The following is a 16087-nucleotide window of genomic DNA, read 5'->3' on the forward strand; positions in this document are numbered from 1 at the left end:
CATTCAGTAAAACGGAGGCAACCTTACGCGTCCTCGGCTAAACGAAGCTTCAACAATGCGGTCTGTAATGTGTTCCAGTCTGTTTCACGGTCTGAGATGAGTTCGATGCGGCTGTCCGGCGGCGCGACGTTTTGGGTCTCAATATGAAGATCGTCGCCCTGACGATTAATACGCACCAGACCCTCCTTAATGCGCATAACGCCTTTCACTCGTCCAACCGGCGCGAGGCGCGCCCATTCGAGCAGGCCGATGGTGTCGAACACGGTATCCGCATCAAAAATCCAGCCGCAGGCCTGATGCCCCTGGCCGCTGTTCAGGCTGCGACGCCAGCGCTGTTGCGCCGGCAGGCTAAGCGCGGCGAGCCCTTTTCTTTCGGCATGCTGGTGCGTGTGGGCGGCGCTGGCGGGCAGTTCTGCCAGGTTCTGGCGCGGTAAATCCAGCAGCTGTCCGTTGATTTGCCCGTGGTCGGCATGAACCAGTTGACGATTGTCGCCGTACTGTTGCCACCAGGTTTGCAGGGCGCTTTCGCTTTCCGGCGTAGCGCGATCGGTTTTATTCGCGACGATGACATCGGCGGCAGCCAGCTGGTCGCGGAAGTTTTCGTTGGCGACGCTCTTTTCATCCAGCAGTAAACGCGGATCAAGGATGCACAGCGTGGCGCGCAGGTCGATCCACGGCTCGTAAACCGGCGCGGTTAACAAATCGAGAATCTGTTTCGGATGGCCAAGTCCTGTCGGTTCGATCAGCAAGCGATCCGGCTTGCCCTGGCGCAGCAGGGTATTTAGCCCCACCTGCATTGGTAATCCGTTCACGCAACACATGCAACCACCGGGGATCTCTTTCAGCAATGCGCCGCTGTCCGCAAGCAGCGCGCCGTCAATGCCCACTTCGCCAAATTCGTTGACCAGCACGGCCCATTTTTCCGCAGGATCTTTGTTGGCTAACAGATGAAGGATAGAGGTTGTTTTTCCACTGCCGAGAAAGCCGGTAATGAGGTTGGTTTTGGTCACGTCTGCTCCAGAATAATGATATGCCGTAACGGCTCGTGCTAATCCTGGCGAAAAAAAACGAAAAAGAGAAGGGCAGAGCGGACGAAGAATTTTTTCATCCGCTGGAAAGACATAAATTGTTAATTTTTTAACGTATCAATGACCGCCTGATGCGCGCCATGTTGCGCAATGCGCCGCCAGGCTTGCTCAATGGCCTGCACAAACAGGGGATTTTTCACGAGATCCGTGCCGAAAACCTCCTGCAACGACAGCAGCGCGCTAACCCGCTCCGCGTCACTGCTGCTTTCAACAAGCAGGCGAATTTTTTCGCTGAGCGGATCCCGAATATCAATCGTTGCACCAGCGTCGTCCACGCCGCTGACGTAGCGCATCCAGCCTGCGACGCCCAGCGCCAGCAGCGGCCAGTCACTCCCACGCGCCAGATGTTCGCGAATGCCTTCCAGCATCCGCTGCGGTAATTTCTGGCTGCCGTCCATCGCGATTTGCCAGGTCCGGTGCTTCAGCGCCGGATTGGCGAAGCGTTCAATCAGGCTGGCGGCATAGCGGGATAAATCGACGTTGGTGATGCGCAATGTCGGCGCCTGTTCATTCATCATCAGGCGGTAAGCGGCCTCGCGAAACGCGCTGTCCTGCATACAATCGCTGATGTGCTGGAATCCGGCCAGATAGCCGAGATACGCAAGGAACGAATGGCTGCCGTTGAGCATGCGTAGTTTCATTTGCTCCCAGGGCAGCACGTCATCAACCATCTGCACGCCAGCGACTTCCCACTGCGGGCGGCCTGCCACAAAGTTATCTTCAATGACCCACTGTATAAACGGTTCACAACTGATGGCGCAGGGATCGGCGACGCCCAGCTCGCGGGTAATTTCGTCCAGCGACTCCTCTGTGGCGGCAGGCACGATTCTGTCTACCATCGTTCCCGGGAAGCTGACGTGCTGCTGAATCCACGCCGCCAGCTCCGCCGCGCGTTTTTCCGCCATGCCCAGAACGGCGTTTTTAACCACATGGCCGTTATCCGGGATGTTATCGCAGGAGAGAACCGTGAAAGGCGACAACCCGCGCTCACGCCGACGATGCAGAGCCTCCACAAGAATCCCCGGCGCCGAGTGCGGCTCCGTGGGGTGTTGCATATCGTGAATAATGCGCGGGTTTGACACGTCGAGCGAACCGGTTGCCGGATCGATGCAATATCCTTTTTCGGTGATAGTGAGTGACACTATCGCCACCTGCGGCTCGCAGAACTTTTCGATAATAGCGGCAAGCGAATCCAGCTTTGCGTTCAGGCACTCCTTGACCGCGCCGACGATAATCGCCTGATTGCCGTTCGCGCCTTTTTCCAGCACGGTGTACAAGTGATTCTGCTCGCGAAGCTGGCTCATCAGGCGATCGCCGCTGAACAGGCTGATCTCGCAGATCCCCCAGTCTCCGCCTTGCGCATTCAGCACTCTGTCGGTCAATAATGCCTGATGGGCGCGGTGAAACGCGCCAAAACCGAAGTGCACAATCCGGGTTTGTAGTTGTTGTCGATCGTAGCGGGGCGTCTGTACGCCTTTCGGGAGTGGGGCAGAGGCAATAGTCTTCATTAAGAACACACCTGATTAACCATTAATTAACAATGGTAGTGTAAAGTTATATGACACCAAATTGAATTGGTATGCCGCATTTATCCGGGGATTGTGAGCTGGATCAATCAATCATGCGCCCTGCGTTGACCATTTACGCGATACCTGTATGGTAGTCATCACTCAGGTAAACTAATTTGGTATAACAACTTGTGAGGTGAAGCAATGGAACAAACCTGGCGTTGGTACGGGCCTAACGATCCGGTATCGCTTGATGATGTGCGTCAGGCTGGCGCAACGGGGGTTGTGACGGCATTGCACCACATTCCGAACGGTGATGTGTGGCCGGTTGAAGAGATTAAAAAGCGCCAGGCCATTCTGGCTGAGAAAGGGCTGACCTGGTCTGTTGTCGAAAGTATTCCGGTGCATGAAGAGATTAAAACACGCTCCGGGCAGTACCAGACCTGGATTGCAAATTATCAGCAAAGCATCCGTAATCTGGCCGCCTGCGGTATTGATACCGTGTGCTACAACTTTATGCCGATTCTCGACTGGACGCGTACCGACCTTGAATATCCGTTGCCCGATGGTTCCAGAGCGCTGCGTTTCGATCAGATTGCCTTTGCGGCTTTCGAACTGCACATCCTGAAGCGTGACGGCGCGCAAGCGGACTACAGCGAAGAAGAGCAGCGCCAGGCGCTGGACTACTTCAACGCCATGAGCGCTGCGGATATCGAAAAACTGACCCGGAATATTATCGCCGGGCTGCCTGGCGCTGAAGAGGGTTATACGCTGGATCAGTTCCGTGCGCGTCTGGCGGAATATAACGGTATCAGCAAAGAGGATTTACGCGAAAATATGGCGGTATTCCTGCGTGCGATTGTGCCGGTGGCAGAAGAAGTCGGCGTGCGCCTGGCGGTGCATCCTGACGATCCGCCGCGCCCCATCCTCGGCCTGCCGCGCATCGTTTCTACCATTGAAGATATGCAGTGGCTGAAAGAAACCGTAGACAGCATTAACAACGGGTTCACCATGTGTACCGGTTCGTACGGCGTACGCGCGGATAACGACCTGGTGAAAATGATCGAGACGTTTGGCGACCGCATTCACTTTACCCATTTACGCTCAACCTGCCGTGAAGATAACCCGAAAACCTTCCACGAAGGCGCGCATTTGCAAGGGGATGTCGATATGGTCGCGGTGATTACCGCAATTCTTACGGAAGAACAGCGTCGTAAGCTGGCAGGCGATCTGCGTCCGATCCCAATGCGCCCGGATCACGGTCATCAGATGCTTGACGATCTGCATAAGAAAACCAACCCCGGCTACTCCGCTATTGGTCGTCTGAAAGGGCTGGCGGAAATTCGAGGCGTTGAACTGGCGCTGAAAAAGACCCAGTTCCGCGATTTGCTGTAACACTTGTTGGTCATAAAAAAGGACAGCCCTGGCTGTCCTTTTTTGTTGGTGCGTCGGCGACGGGCGCTTAGTCCGCGCGGCCCATGTAGCGGCGTTCTTCAATGTGAATACGGATTTTTTCACCGGCGCTCAGGTATTCCGGCACCTGAATCACCAGACCGGTGCTCAGCGTTGCGGGTTTGTTGCGGGCGCTGGCTGACGCGCCTTTAATGCCCGGTGCGGTTTCCACGATTTCCAGATCAACCGTCTGCGGCAGTTCGAGCGCCAGCAACTGACCGTCCCAGGTCAGCACCTGCATATCCGGCATTCCGCCTTCAGGAATAAACAGCAGCTCTTCTTCAATCTGATCTTTGGTGAAGGTATACGGGGTATAGTCTTCTTTATCCATGAACACATATTCGTTGCCGTCGATATAAGAGAAATCGACGCCACGGCGGCTCAGGGTGACGGTATCAACGATGTCGTCGCCTTTGAAACGCTCTTCGACTTTCAGACCCGTACGGACGTCGGAAAAACGCATTTTGTACAGCGTCGCGGCACCGCGGGCGGTCGGTGACTGAATATCAATATCTTTTACAATCAGCAGTTTGCCGTTGTAGTTCAGTACCATACCTTTTTTAATTTCGTTCGCTCTTGGCATCGAAAAAATCCTGTTGTAGAGAATGTCTAAAATATCGCGTCAAACTACTCGCGCCGGGCGATTCAGGCAAGTGGAATTCACATATCCCGGATGATTTTGTGTATACTGTTCGCCCACTTCCAGTCCGGTGGCTTACGAATAGAGAATACTGTATGGAATGCCGCCCGGATTGCGGAGCATGTTGCACCGCGCCTTCAATCTCCAGTCCCATTCCGGGTATGCCTGACGGTAAACCCGCAAACACGCCGTGCGTCCAGCTTGATGAACATCAACGCTGTAAGATCTTCGGTTCGCCGCTGCGTCCAAAGGTCTGCGCAGGCCTGCAACCCAGCGCCGATATGTGCGGTCAGACAAGGGCGCAGGCAATGATCTACCTCATTGAACTGGAAACGCTCACAGCGCCTTAAACGTCTTTAATGCGTGCCAGACAAACCATCGTCGCGAGAGCCATCACCAGCGCAAACCAGAATACGGCGTGGTAATTCCAGATTTCCGCCGCAATCCCCGCCAGCGATCCGGCGATAATCCAGCCTACGCGGATGGTATTGGTATACAGCGTGGTTGCTGAACCCGCCTGGCCGGGCATCAGATCCTGAAAATAGAGCATCCCGATGCCGCCGAGAATGCCGATGTAAATTGCGTTCAGCAACTGCAAGCCGAGCAGAACGACAGGCGAGTGCGCCAGCAGCATACCCGCGTAAAAACAAAACCCCGCCACGATGGCGATCCGCATCAGCAGGCGTTTTCCCAGCCGTTTAGCAAAATAACCTGCAATCAACATGGTGGGAATTTCCAGCCCGGCGGCAGTCCCCATCATGACGCCGGCAAGTTTTTCCGGCAGATGCAGTTCGTTAATGATAAACAGCGGCATATTAATGATATAGAGGCTGTTGGTTCCCCACATTAATGTGCAGATAACAAAAAGCAGCAGCGTATCGCGGCGATTACGGCGCGGCGCTTCAAGGGTTCCGGCAGCAAGCGGCGCATCTTTACGCATTGACGGTAAAAACAACCAGACCATTACGCCACAGACGACAAACGCCGCCGCCGCGCTCAGGTACATCACGGTAAAGCTGAACCCCATCGCCAGCGCATAGGCCAGCGGCGGCCCGATCACCCACGCCAGCGAAACCTGGGCGCGCAATATCGAGCTGAACATCACGGCTTCGCGACCGGTGCGATCGGCATGTTCGCGGGCAAGGGCGAACATTTGCGGGTTCGCGGTCGAACCAAAACTACTCAGGAAAACGCCGACGAACAGCAAAATAAAATAGTTGCGGTTCCAGGCAAACAGCACGCAGGCCAACATGCCCAGCACACAGCAAAAAACGATCAGGCTTTTGCGATCGCCTTTTTTGTCGGAGCGCCCGGCCAGAAACTGGCTCACCAGAATGCCGATAACGGCGCTGCCAGTAAAAAAGAAGCCAACCATGCCCGGACGAGCGTGTACCTCATCCGTCAGAAAAAGACTGAGCGTCGGCGTCTGTAACGCACCGGCGATACCCGTCAGAAACGCGACGAACAGGAATGCCGAAGACGTCAAATCAAACGTTTTTGGTGTGGCGGCAACGGGGGTGTTATGCATGTTTCTGTATCAGTGGTGTGAAGAGACGCGGAGTTTACGCTGCTCGTCAGGAAATAAACAGGTGCCCAAATCAAAATCGCCACAAAAAATCAAAATAGCATTTCAGTCTATGAGGGGAAGATGCTGACGGTGCTGAAACAGATCGTTTTACGGGCAATTCATTTCAGCATTTATTACCTTCCTGAATGAAAAGTGTGCTTTATCTCTAAATTCTGTCATCAATTTTACGACTTTACTTGCGTGCTGAAGCAGAAAGCGCAAGACTTCTTGAAACGTTTCAGCGCTATTTTGTTTTTGGTTACAAGTCAGATTAGCGCCTTTTTTCTCATGTTAGCTGAATCGTTTCAAGTTCAGCAGGAGGGGAGAACTATGTTCCAGTTATCGGTTCAGGACATTCATCCGGGCGAACAGGCCGGAAACAAAGAAGAGGCCATTCGTCAGGTTGCCGCTGCGTTAGTGCAGGCGGGCAACGTCGCAGACGGCTACGTCGACGGCATGCTGGCGCGTGAGCAACAGACATCCACTTTCCTTGGCAACGGTATCGCCATTCCGCACGGAACGACCGACACGCGCGATCAGGTGCTGAAAACTGGCGTGCAGGTGTTCCAGTTTCCGCAGGGCGTAACCTGGGGCGAAGGGCAAGTGGCCTATGTGGCGATTGGTATTGCCGCCAGCTCCGATGAGCATCTCGGGTTGCTGCGTCAGCTGACGCACGTATTAAGCGATGACTCTGTGGCTGAACAGCTGAAATCCGCCACGACGGCAGAAGAACTGCGCGCGTTGCTGATGGGTGAAAAGCAGAGCGAACAGTTGAAGCTGGATAACGACACCCTGACGCTGGATGTGGTGGCCAGCGATCTGGTGACGCTACAGGCGCTGAACGCCGCGCGCCTGAAAGAAGCAGGTGCTGTGGATGCCGCGTTTGTCGCCAGAACCATCAATGAACAGCCGATGAATCTCGGCCAGGGCATCTGGCTGAACGACAGCGCGGACGGCAACCTGCGCAGCGCTATCGCTGTGAGCCGTGCGGCTACGGCGTTTGACGTAGAGGGCGAAGCGGCTGCGCTGCTGGTGACTGTCGCGATGAATGACGATCAGCCCGTCGCCGTGCTGAAGCGCCTTGGCGATCTGCTGCTGAACAATAAAGCTGACCGTTTGCTGAAAGCGGATGCCGCCACCGTGCTGGCGCTGCTGACCAGTGATGAAGCATTGACTGACGACGTGCTGAGCGCCGAATTTGTCGTGCGCAATGAGCATGGCTTACACGCTCGTCCGGGCACCATGCTGGTGAATACCATTAAACAATTTAATAGCGAAATTACCGTGGCAAACCTTGATGGAACCGGAAAACCGGCAAATGGACGTAGTTTGATGAAAGTGGTGGCGTTGGGCGTGAAGAAAGGCCATCGCCTGCGCTTTACGGCGCAGGGCGAAGATGCTGAACAGGCGCTGAAAGCGATTGGCGACGCCATTGCCGCTGGTCTTGGGGAGGGCGCGTAATGAGCAGACGTGTTGCTACTATCACCCTTAATCCGGCATACGACCTGGTCGGTTTCTGCCCGGAGATTGAACGCGGCGAAGTGAACCTGGTGAAAACCACGGGTCTGCATGCGGCGGGTAAAGGCATCAACGTTGCCAGGGTTCTGAAAGATTTAGGTATTGATGTCACGGTTGGCGGTTTCCTGGGTAAAGACAACCAGGACGGTTTCCAGCAGTTGTTCAGCGAGCTGGGCATTGCCAACCGTTTTCAGGTGGTGCAGGGGCGTACCCGCATCAACGTTAAGCTGACGGAAAAAGACGGTGAAGTGACCGACTTTAACTTCTCCGGTTTTGACGTGACTCCGGCTGACTGGGAACGTTTTGTGAACGATTCGCTGAGCTGGCTGGGTCAGTTCGATATGGTCTGCGTCAGCGGCAGCTTGCCGACAGGCGTCAGCCCGGAAGCGTTTACCGACTGGATGACGCGTCTGCGTAGCCAGTGCCCATGCATTATCTTTGATAGTAGTCGTGAAGCGTTGGTGGCGGGTCTGAAAGCGGCGCCGTGGCTGGTGAAACCGAACCGTCGTGAATTAGAAATCTGGGCAGGCCGTAAGCTGCCGGAAATGAAAGATGTGATCGACGCGGCGCACGCCCTGCGTGAGCAAGGTATTGCGCATGTGGTGATCTCTCTCGGTGCGGAAGGGGCGCTGTGGGTGAACGCATCCGGCGAATGGATCGCGAAGCCACCGTCCGTTGATGTGGTGAGTACCGTAGGTGCAGGGGATTCTATGGTTGGCGGTCTGATTTACGGCCTGCTGATGCGTGAATCCAGTGAACATACGTTGCGTCTGGCGACAGCCGTTGCCGCGCTTGCGGTAAGCCAGAGCAATGTGGGCATTACCGATCGTCCTCAGTTGGCCGCAATGATGGCGCGCGTCGACTTAAAACCGTTTAACTGACAGCAGGAGAGGCATAATGAAAACGCTGCTGATTATTGACGCCAATCTCGGCCAGGCTCGCGCTTACATGGCGAAGACCCTGCTCGGCGCGGCGGCACATAAAGCAAATCTGGAAATTATCGACAATCCGAATGACGCAGAGTTGGCCATTGTGTTGGCTGACGCTGTGCCGAACGACAGCGCGCTGAACGGTAAAAAAGTCTGGCTGGGCGATATTGCCCGTGCCGTGGCGCACCCGGAACTGTTCCTCAATGAAGCGAAAGGACACGCGACGCCATACAGCGCGCCGACAGCGGTTGCCGCCCCGGCAGCGGCCAGCGGCCCGAAACGCGTCGTGGCGGTGACGGCGTGTCCGACAGGCGTCGCGCATACCTTTATGGCGGCTGAGGCGATTGAAACCGAAGCGAAAAAACGTGGCTGGTGGGTGAAGGTCGAAACCCGTGGCTCCGTGGGCGCAGGCAATGCCATCACGCCGGAAGAGGTTGCGGAAGCGGATTTGGTGATCGTGGCGGCTGACATCGAAGTGGATCTGGCGAAGTTTGCCGGAAAACCGATGTACCGTACATCAACCGGCCTGGCGCTGAAGAAAACCGCGCAGGAACTGGACAAAGCCGTAGCGGAAGCGACGCCGTATGCGCCTACGGGCAAAGCGCAGGCCGCCGCGACAGAAGGGAAAAAAGAGAGCGCTGGCGCATATCGCCATCTGCTGACGGGCGTTTCCTACATGCTGCCAATGGTGGTTGCGGGTGGGTTGTGTATCGCGCTCTCCTTTGCGTTTGGTATTGAGGCGTTTAAAGAAGAAGGTACGCTGGCTGCGGCACTGATGCAGATCGGCGGCGGTTCCGCCTTCGCGCTAATGGTGCCAGTGCTGGCGGGATATATCGCGTTTTCCATTGCGGATCGTCCAGGCCTGACGCCGGGTCTTATCGGCGGTATGCTGGCGGTGAGCACCGGATCTGGCTTTATCGGCGGTATTATCGCGGGCTTCCTGGCCGGTTATGTCGCGAAACTTATCAGCACTAAACTAAAACTTCCGCAGAGTATGGAAGCGCTGAAACCGATCCTGATCATTCCACTGATTTCCAGTCTGATTGTTGGTCTGGCGATGATTTACCTTATCGGTAAACCGGTTGCCGGCATTCTAGAAGGGCTGACTCACTGGCTGCAAACGATGGGGACGGCGAATGCGGTACTGCTGGGCGCGATCCTCGGCGGTATGATGTGTACTGATATGGGCGGCCCGGTTAACAAAGCGGCGTATGCGTTCGGTGTTGGTCTGCTGAGTACCCAGACCTATGCGCCGATGGCGGCCATTATGGCGGCAGGCATGGTTCCTCCGCTGGCTCTTGGGCTGGCAACTCTGGTTGCGCGTCGTAAGTTCGACAAGGCGCAGCAGGAAGGGGGCAAAGCCGCGCTGGTGCTGGGGCTGTGCTTCATTACCGAAGGCGCGATCCCGTTTGCGGCGCGCGACCCGATGCGTGTCCTGCCATGCTGTATCGTCGGCGGCGCGCTGACAGGCGCAATCTCAATGTGGGTTGGCGCGAAACTGATGGCGCCGCACGGCGGTCTGTTTGTGCTGCTGATTCCTGGCGCGATTACACCGGTGCTGGGCTATCTGCTGGCGATTGTTGCGGGTACGCTGGTTGCCGGTCTGGCCTATGCGTTCCTGAAACGCCCGGAAGCTGAAGTTATCGCGAAAGCGGCATAATGTAAAACCTTGTGCCGGATGGCGGCGTGAGCGCCTTATCCGGCCTACGGATACCGATCCTGTAGGCCGGATAAAACGCATTAGCGTCGCCATCCGGCATTTCTCTGCCTTTTTTATCCCCTCTATTTTGTGTCCTGGCTCGCAACTTTTTCCTCCCTTGCAAACTGTATCTATAAAAAATTGTGACTCTGTTCATATCTATTCGCTTTAGGGCTTGCGGATGGATTTACTTTATCAAAAACACGCATATCATGAACACATGTTTTAATATGAACATGTGCTCTAATAATATCGATTGTGGCGGTGGTTATTCTTAACGAACTCATTGTTATGGCAGCTTAATGCCAGAGGACGTTCTATGCGTGAAACGGAATACATAGTGACGATTGGCTCAGCCAATATGGATGTTGCCGGGTATTCGCATGCTTCTTTAAATTATGCGGACTCCAATCCGGGAAAAATAAAATTTACCCCCGGCGGCGTGGGGCGCAATATTGCGCATAATCTGGCTCTGCTGGGAAAAAACTCATGGCTACTGACGGCAGTCGGGAGTGATTTCTATGGGCAGTCATTAATGGCGCAAACGAATCAATCCGGTGTGCATGTTGATAAATGTCTGATTGTGCCGGGAGAAAATACGTCAAGTTACTTATCCCTGCTCGACAATACCGGAGAAATGCTGGTCGCCATAAATGACATGAGCATTACCGACTTTATTTCGGCTGAATTTTTATCACAGCATGCTGATTTTATTCGTGGGGCAAAAGTGATTGTCGCCGATTGTAATATCAGCGAAGAGGCACTGAACTGGGTGCTGGAAAATGCAGGCGATGTGCCGGTATTTGTTGATCCGGTTTCTGCCTGGAAGTGTGTCAAAATTCGCGAGCGACTTGGCAAAATTCACACGCTGAAACCCAACCGGCTTGAAGCTGAAACCCTCAGCGGCATTCCCCTCTCCGGGCGGGAAGATGTCGGGAGCGTTGCGGCATGGTTTCATGAACATGGCCTGAACCGTCTGGTGCTTAGTATGGGTGGTGACGGCGTTTATTACAGCGATATCAACGGCGAAAACGGCTGGTCGCTCCCCATTAAAACCAACGTCGTCAATGTGACCGGCGCTGGCGACGCCATGATGGCGGGACTCGCCGCCTGCTGGATGGACGGCTTGCCCTTTATAGATTCGGTTCGATTTGCACAGGGTTGTTCATCAATGGCGCTTGCCTGTGAATATACCAATAACCCTGATTTATCTGTCGCGAATGTTACATCGTTAGTGGAGAACACAGAATGTCTGAATTAACTCTTTCCTCTGAATTATTACAAATTTCGCCAGAAGTACAGGACGCATTAAAGAGTAAGAAACCCATTGTTGCGCTGGAATCAACCATTATTTCCCACGGCATGCCTTTTCCGCAAAATGCGCAAACGGCAATTGAAGTTGAAGAAACCATTCGTAAGCATGGCGCCGTGCCCGCAACCATTGCCATTATTGGCGGTGTAATGAAAGTGGGCCTGAATAAAGAAGAAATTGAATTATTAGGTCGTGAAGGACATAACGTTACAAAAGTCAGTCGTCGTGACTTACCGTTTGTGGTTGCCGCTGGAAAAAATGGTGCAACGACGGTCGCATCCACCATGATTATTGCCGCACTGGCCGGAATTAAAGTATTTGCAACCGGCGGTATCGGTGGCGTACATCGTGGCGCAGAACATACGTTTGATATTTCTGCTGACTTGCAGGAGCTGGCGCATACCAATGTCACGGTGGTTTGTGCAGGGGCGAAATCAATTCTCGACCTGGGATTAACCACCGAATATTTAGAGACTTTTGGCGTGCCGTTAATTGGCTATCAGACCCAGGCATTACCGGCATTTTTCTGCCGTACCAGTCCGTTTGACGTCAGTATCCGCCTGGACAGCGCGCAAGACATCGCCCGCGCAATGGCGGTGAAATGGCAAACCGGCCTGAACGGTGGTCTGGTTGTGGCAAACCCGATCCCGGAACAGTTTGCGATGGCGGAAGAGAAAATCAACGCGGCGATCGATCAGGCCGTGAAAGAAGCGGAAGAGCAGGGCGTCGTGGGGAAAGAAAGCACGCCATTCTTGTTGGCGCGCGTGGCGGAACTGACCGGTGGCGATAGCCTGAAATCCAATATCCAACTGGTGTTCAACAACGCTGTACTGGCCTGTGAAATAGCGAAGGAATATCAACGCCTCGCCTGATAAAAACGCACGGGCAGAGAGCGGTCGCCCGCGATATCAAAACCTGGCTTTCACGCCGGGTTTCCTGGCATGAAGGGAAAATCATTATGGATATAATGAGAAGTGTTGTGGGTATGCTGGTACTACTGGCAATCGCATTTCTGCTGTCAGTGAATAAAAAACGTATCAGCCTGCGTACCGTTGGCGCGGCGCTGGTGCTGCAAATCGCCATCGGTGGGATCATGCTTTATTTCCCGCCGGGGAAATGGCTGGTGGAGCAGGCCGCGCTCGGTGTCCACAAGGTGATGTCCTACAGCGACGCGGGTAGCGCATTTATCTTTGGCTCATTAGTAGGGCCAAAAATGGATGTGCTGTTTGACGGCGCTGGGTTTATCTTTGCCTTTCGCGTGTTGCCGGCCATCATCTTTGTGACTGCGCTGATCAGCTTGCTTTACTACATTGGCGTGATGGGACTGCTGATCCGTATCCTCGGCGGTATTTTCCAGAAAGCGCTGAACATCAGCAAGATCGAGTCGTTTGTTGCGGTTACTACCATTTTTCTCGGGCAAAACGAGATCCCGGCGATTGTTAAGCCGTTTATCGACCGTCTAAATCGTAATGAGCTGTTTACCGCTATTTGTAGCGGCATGGCCTCAATCGCCGGTTCGATGATGATCGGCTATGCCGGAATGGGGGTGCCGATTGATTATCTGCTGGCGGCGTCCTTAATGGCGATCCCTGGCGGCATTCTGTTTGCCCGTATGCTGAGCCCGGCGACGGAAGAGTCTAAAGTGACGTTTGAAAATCTGTCGTTTACCGAAACGCCGCCAAAAAGCATCATTGAAGCGGCGGCCAGCGGCGCGATGACCGGGCTGAAAATCGCCGCTGGTGTGGCGACGGTGGTGATGGCGTTTGTTGCCATTATCGCGCTGATTAACGGCATCATCGGCGGCGTTGGCGGCTGGTTCGGCTTTGGTCACGCCACGCTAGAAGGGATCTTCGGCTGGGTTTTAGCGCCGCTGGCCTGGATTATGGGCGTGGACTGGAGTGATGCGACGCTTGCCGGTAGCCTGATTGGGCAAAAACTGGCGATTAACGAGTTTGTCGCTTATCTCAACTTCTCACCGTATCTGCAAGCTGCCGGTACGCTGGATGTGAAGACGATAGCGATCATCTCTTTCGCGTTGTGTGGCTTTGCCAACTTTGGTTCGATTGGTGTGGTGGTGGGCGCGTTTTCTGCGATTGCGCCGCAGCGTGCGCCGGAAATCGCCCAGCTTGGAATGCGTGCGCTGGCGGCGGCAACGCTCTCTAACCTGATGAGCGCCACTATCGCGGGGTTCTTTATCGGGCTGGCATAGTTGTAGTGGACGATTTTGCCGGATGGCGGCTTCGCCTTATCCGGCCTACAGTAACGCACCTCGTAGGCCTGATAAGCGCAGCGCCATCAGGCATATCCGACCCACAGTAACGCACTCCGTAGGCCTGATAAGCGCAGCGCCATCAGGCATATCCGACCCACAGTGACGCACTCCGTAGGCCTGATAAGCGCAGCGCCATCAGGCATTATGCCAGGGTTGTTTTCAGCAGATAAAGCGCGTTATCGGCGGAGAGGGTGGGGTTGTTAATACTGATGCTGGCGCGCGATAACGCCGCGCAGGCCATCGCGAAATTCGCGCTATCGCGAAAATCACTTCCCTCCAGAAAGCTGTAGAGCAACCCGGCCATGAAGCCATCATCCGCGCCGAAGCTGTCCACGCGGGTGTGAGACGGCGGGGTGAGTAAAAACTGCTCGCCATTTTTCTCGCTACAAAAGACCGCTTCATCTTCCAGGCAAACGAAGATTCGCTGTACGCCTTGCTGATGCAGGTCATTGACGGCCTGTACACGGTCGGCGTCGGAACGCACCGCTTTTCCCCACAGAATCTCCAGCTCTTTTTGCGTGGGTTTTAACGTATGAATGCGTGAATACCAGGTCCTGATTTTTTCCGCTTTGAACTCTGAAACGGTATCAATAAAGACCGGGATTTCATCCGCAATGGTAAAGACCCATTCGATGGCTTCCGGCGTCAGGTTGCAGTCCGCCAGCACCACGCCAGCGTGACGAATAAGATCCCGCGAGCTATTCAGCAACTGCGGCGTCAGCTGTTGCAGAATGTGGGTGTCGTTAATCGCCAGCACCGTCTCTTCCTGCTGGTTGGCGATGGACAGATAGGTTGAAGTGTTATGCCCATGCAGGCGGATACAGCTGGAGATGTTCACGCCAGCCTGACGAGTCTGCTCCAGCAGCGTTTCACCATAAAAATCGCTACCGACCGCAGAGAGCAAATGCACATCGCGACCCAGCAGCGCCAGATTATGCGCAATATTGCGCCCCACGCCGCCAGCAGAACAGTGAATGCTGCCAGGGTTGGAAGCCGCCTGCGGATAATGGATATCCGCCACGCCGCGAATATCCATATTGATCGCCCCGACCACCACGCAATACTCCTGCTCGGTGAGGATATAGCCTTTGCCTTTGATCATCCCTTTACGCATCAGGTCCATAATATGGGCCGCCACGCGTGAGCGACTGATCTGCAAAATATCAGCGATTTCATTTTGCTGAATGAGCGGATTGCGGCGCAGGATCTTGAGGATCTGCTTTTCCCTGTCGTTCATCATTACGCAACCACCTTTGCCGTTTGCTGCGCTTTCAGCCAGGCAATCTCTTCTGCCCAGATATCCGGGTTGATGGTTTCCAGAATCAGCGGAATACCGTCAAAACGATCGTCCTGCATGATCCAGCGAAATGCATCATGACCAATGTTGCCTTCGCCCAAACTGTGGTGACGGTCAACGCGGCTGCCAAAGGCGCTTTTCGCGTCGTTCAGGTGCATGCCGCGCAGGTATGTAAAGCCCACAACACGCTCAAAATCGGCGAATGTTTTTTCACATTCGTCGGTGGTACGCAGATCGTAACCGGCCGCGAACGCGTGACAGGTATCAATACAGACGCCCACGCGGGACTTATCGTCCACGCCGTCGATGATGGCGGCGAGATGCTCAAACCTGAATCCCAGATTGCTCCCCTGACCCGCAGTGTTTTCAATGACTGCCGTGACCCCTTGGGTTTTCTCAAGGGCAATGTTGATCGACTCTGCAATTCGCGCCAGACATTCCTCTTCCGGGATTTGCTGTAAATGGCTACCCGGGTGGAAATTGAGCAGCGATAGCCCCAGTTGCTCACAACGCTGCATTTCATCAATAAACGCATCGCGCGATTTTTCCAGCGCTTCGCTGACAGGGTGCCCGAGGTTGATCAGATAGCTGTCGTGGGGAAGGATCTGCGCAGGCGAATAGTGGTATTTCTCGCAGGCGGCCTTAAAGTCATCAATGATTTGGGCAGTGAGCGGCGCGGCGCGCCATTGACGCTGATTTTTCGTGAACAGCGCAAATGCGGTTGCGTCAATTTCTGCGGCGCGAATTGCAGCGTTGGCTAACCCGCCAGCGGCGCTGACATGCGCTCCGATATATTTCATGGAAG

14 protein-coding genes are annotated in these 16087 nt (G+C 54.6%); 8 read left to right on the forward strand and 6 right to left on the reverse strand.

Annotated elements, in window-relative coordinates:
- Positions 1 to 23: 23 nt before the first annotated feature.
- Complete coding sequence (locus CKO_RS02655; RefSeq protein WP_012131585.1) at positions 24 to 1010, reverse strand: CobW family GTP-binding protein; 987 nt, start codon at positions 1008 to 1010, stop codon at positions 24 to 26.
- A 119-nt stretch (positions 1011 to 1129) separates the two neighbouring features.
- The gene (locus CKO_RS02660; protein ID WP_012131586.1) at positions 1130 to 2596 is read right to left on the reverse strand and encodes a mannitol dehydrogenase family protein; all 1467 of its coding nucleotides are present in this window, start codon (positions 2594 to 2596) and stop codon (positions 1130 to 1132) included.
- Between the two features lie 204 nt (positions 2597 to 2800).
- On the opposite strand from CKO_RS02660, the gene uxuA reads away from it, so the two are divergent.
- Positions 2801 to 3991, forward strand: coding sequence for a mannonate dehydratase (uxuA, locus tag CKO_RS02665; RefSeq protein WP_012131587.1), 1191 nt, complete (start codon positions 2801 to 2803; stop codon positions 3989 to 3991).
- Positions 3992 to 4058: 67 nt separating this feature from the next.
- Here uxuA and yeiP read toward each other — a convergent pair whose 3' ends face one another.
- The gene (gene yeiP / locus CKO_RS02670; protein WP_012131588.1) at positions 4059 to 4631 is read right to left on the reverse strand and encodes an elongation factor P-like protein YeiP; all 573 of its coding nucleotides are present in this window, start codon (positions 4629 to 4631) and stop codon (positions 4059 to 4061) included.
- 152 nt (positions 4632 to 4783) lie between these two features.
- Between yeiP and CKO_RS02675 the strand changes: the two genes are divergently transcribed.
- Positions 4784 to 5038 (forward strand): YkgJ family cysteine cluster protein, encoded by a 255-nt coding sequence (locus CKO_RS02675; protein WP_024130170.1) that lies wholly within the window; start codon positions 4784 to 4786, stop codon positions 5036 to 5038.
- Here CKO_RS02675 and setB read toward each other — a convergent pair.
- A complete protein-coding gene (gene setB / locus CKO_RS02680) occupies positions 5035 to 6216 on the reverse strand; it encodes a sugar efflux transporter SetB (RefSeq protein ID WP_012131590.1) in 1182 nt (393 codons plus the stop codon). The genes CKO_RS02675 and setB overlap by 4 nt on opposite strands.
- 369 nt (positions 6217 to 6585) lie before the next feature.
- Between setB and fruB the strand changes: the two genes are divergently transcribed.
- From fruB to CKO_RS02710, 6 genes are all read left to right on the forward strand, one after another.
- On the forward strand, positions 6586 to 7716 hold the full coding sequence (fruB, locus tag CKO_RS02685) for a fused PTS fructose transporter subunit IIA/HPr protein (RefSeq protein ID WP_024130171.1): 1131 nt from the start codon (positions 6586 to 6588) through the stop codon (positions 7714 to 7716).
- Positions 7716 to 8654, forward strand: coding sequence for a 1-phosphofructokinase (gene fruK / locus CKO_RS02690; protein ID WP_012131592.1), 939 nt, complete (start codon positions 7716 to 7718; stop codon positions 8652 to 8654). Before fruB ends, fruK begins: the two co-directional genes overlap by 1 nt.
- Before the next feature lie 16 nt (positions 8655 to 8670).
- Positions 8671 to 10362, forward strand: coding sequence for a PTS fructose transporter subunit IIBC (gene fruA, locus CKO_RS02695; RefSeq protein ID WP_012131593.1), 1692 nt, complete (start codon positions 8671 to 8673; stop codon positions 10360 to 10362).
- A 358-nt stretch (positions 10363 to 10720) separates the two neighbouring features.
- Positions 10721 to 11662 (forward strand): pseudouridine kinase, encoded by a 942-nt coding sequence (locus tag CKO_RS02700; RefSeq protein WP_012131594.1) that lies wholly within the window; start codon positions 10721 to 10723, stop codon positions 11660 to 11662.
- Entirely contained in the window at positions 11650 to 12585 is a 936-nt protein-coding gene (locus CKO_RS02705) for a pseudouridine-5'-phosphate glycosidase (RefSeq protein WP_012131595.1), read from the forward strand. Before CKO_RS02700 ends, CKO_RS02705 begins: the two co-directional genes overlap by 13 nt.
- 86 nt (positions 12586 to 12671) lie before the next feature.
- Positions 12672 to 13922, forward strand: a complete 1251-nt coding sequence (locus CKO_RS02710) for a NupC/NupG family nucleoside CNT transporter (RefSeq protein WP_012131597.1) — start codon at positions 12672 to 12674, stop codon at positions 13920 to 13922.
- 205 nt (positions 13923 to 14127) lie between these two features.
- On the opposite strand, the gene CKO_RS02715 is transcribed toward CKO_RS02710, so the two are convergent.
- Positions 14128 to 15222, reverse strand: coding sequence for a sugar kinase (locus tag CKO_RS02715; RefSeq protein ID WP_024130172.1), 1095 nt, complete (start codon positions 15220 to 15222; stop codon positions 14128 to 14130).
- Between the two features lie 2 nt (positions 15223 to 15224).
- On the reverse strand, positions 15225 to 16082 hold the full coding sequence (nfo, locus tag CKO_RS02720; RefSeq protein ID WP_012131603.1) for a deoxyribonuclease IV: 858 nt from the start codon (positions 16080 to 16082) through the stop codon (positions 15225 to 15227).
- Positions 16083 to 16087 lie beyond the last annotated feature (5 nt).

It is taken from the genome of Citrobacter koseri ATCC BAA-895 (genome assembly GCF_000018045.1).
Lineage (GTDB): Bacteria > Pseudomonadota > Gammaproteobacteria > Enterobacterales > Enterobacteriaceae > Citrobacter_B > Citrobacter_B koseri.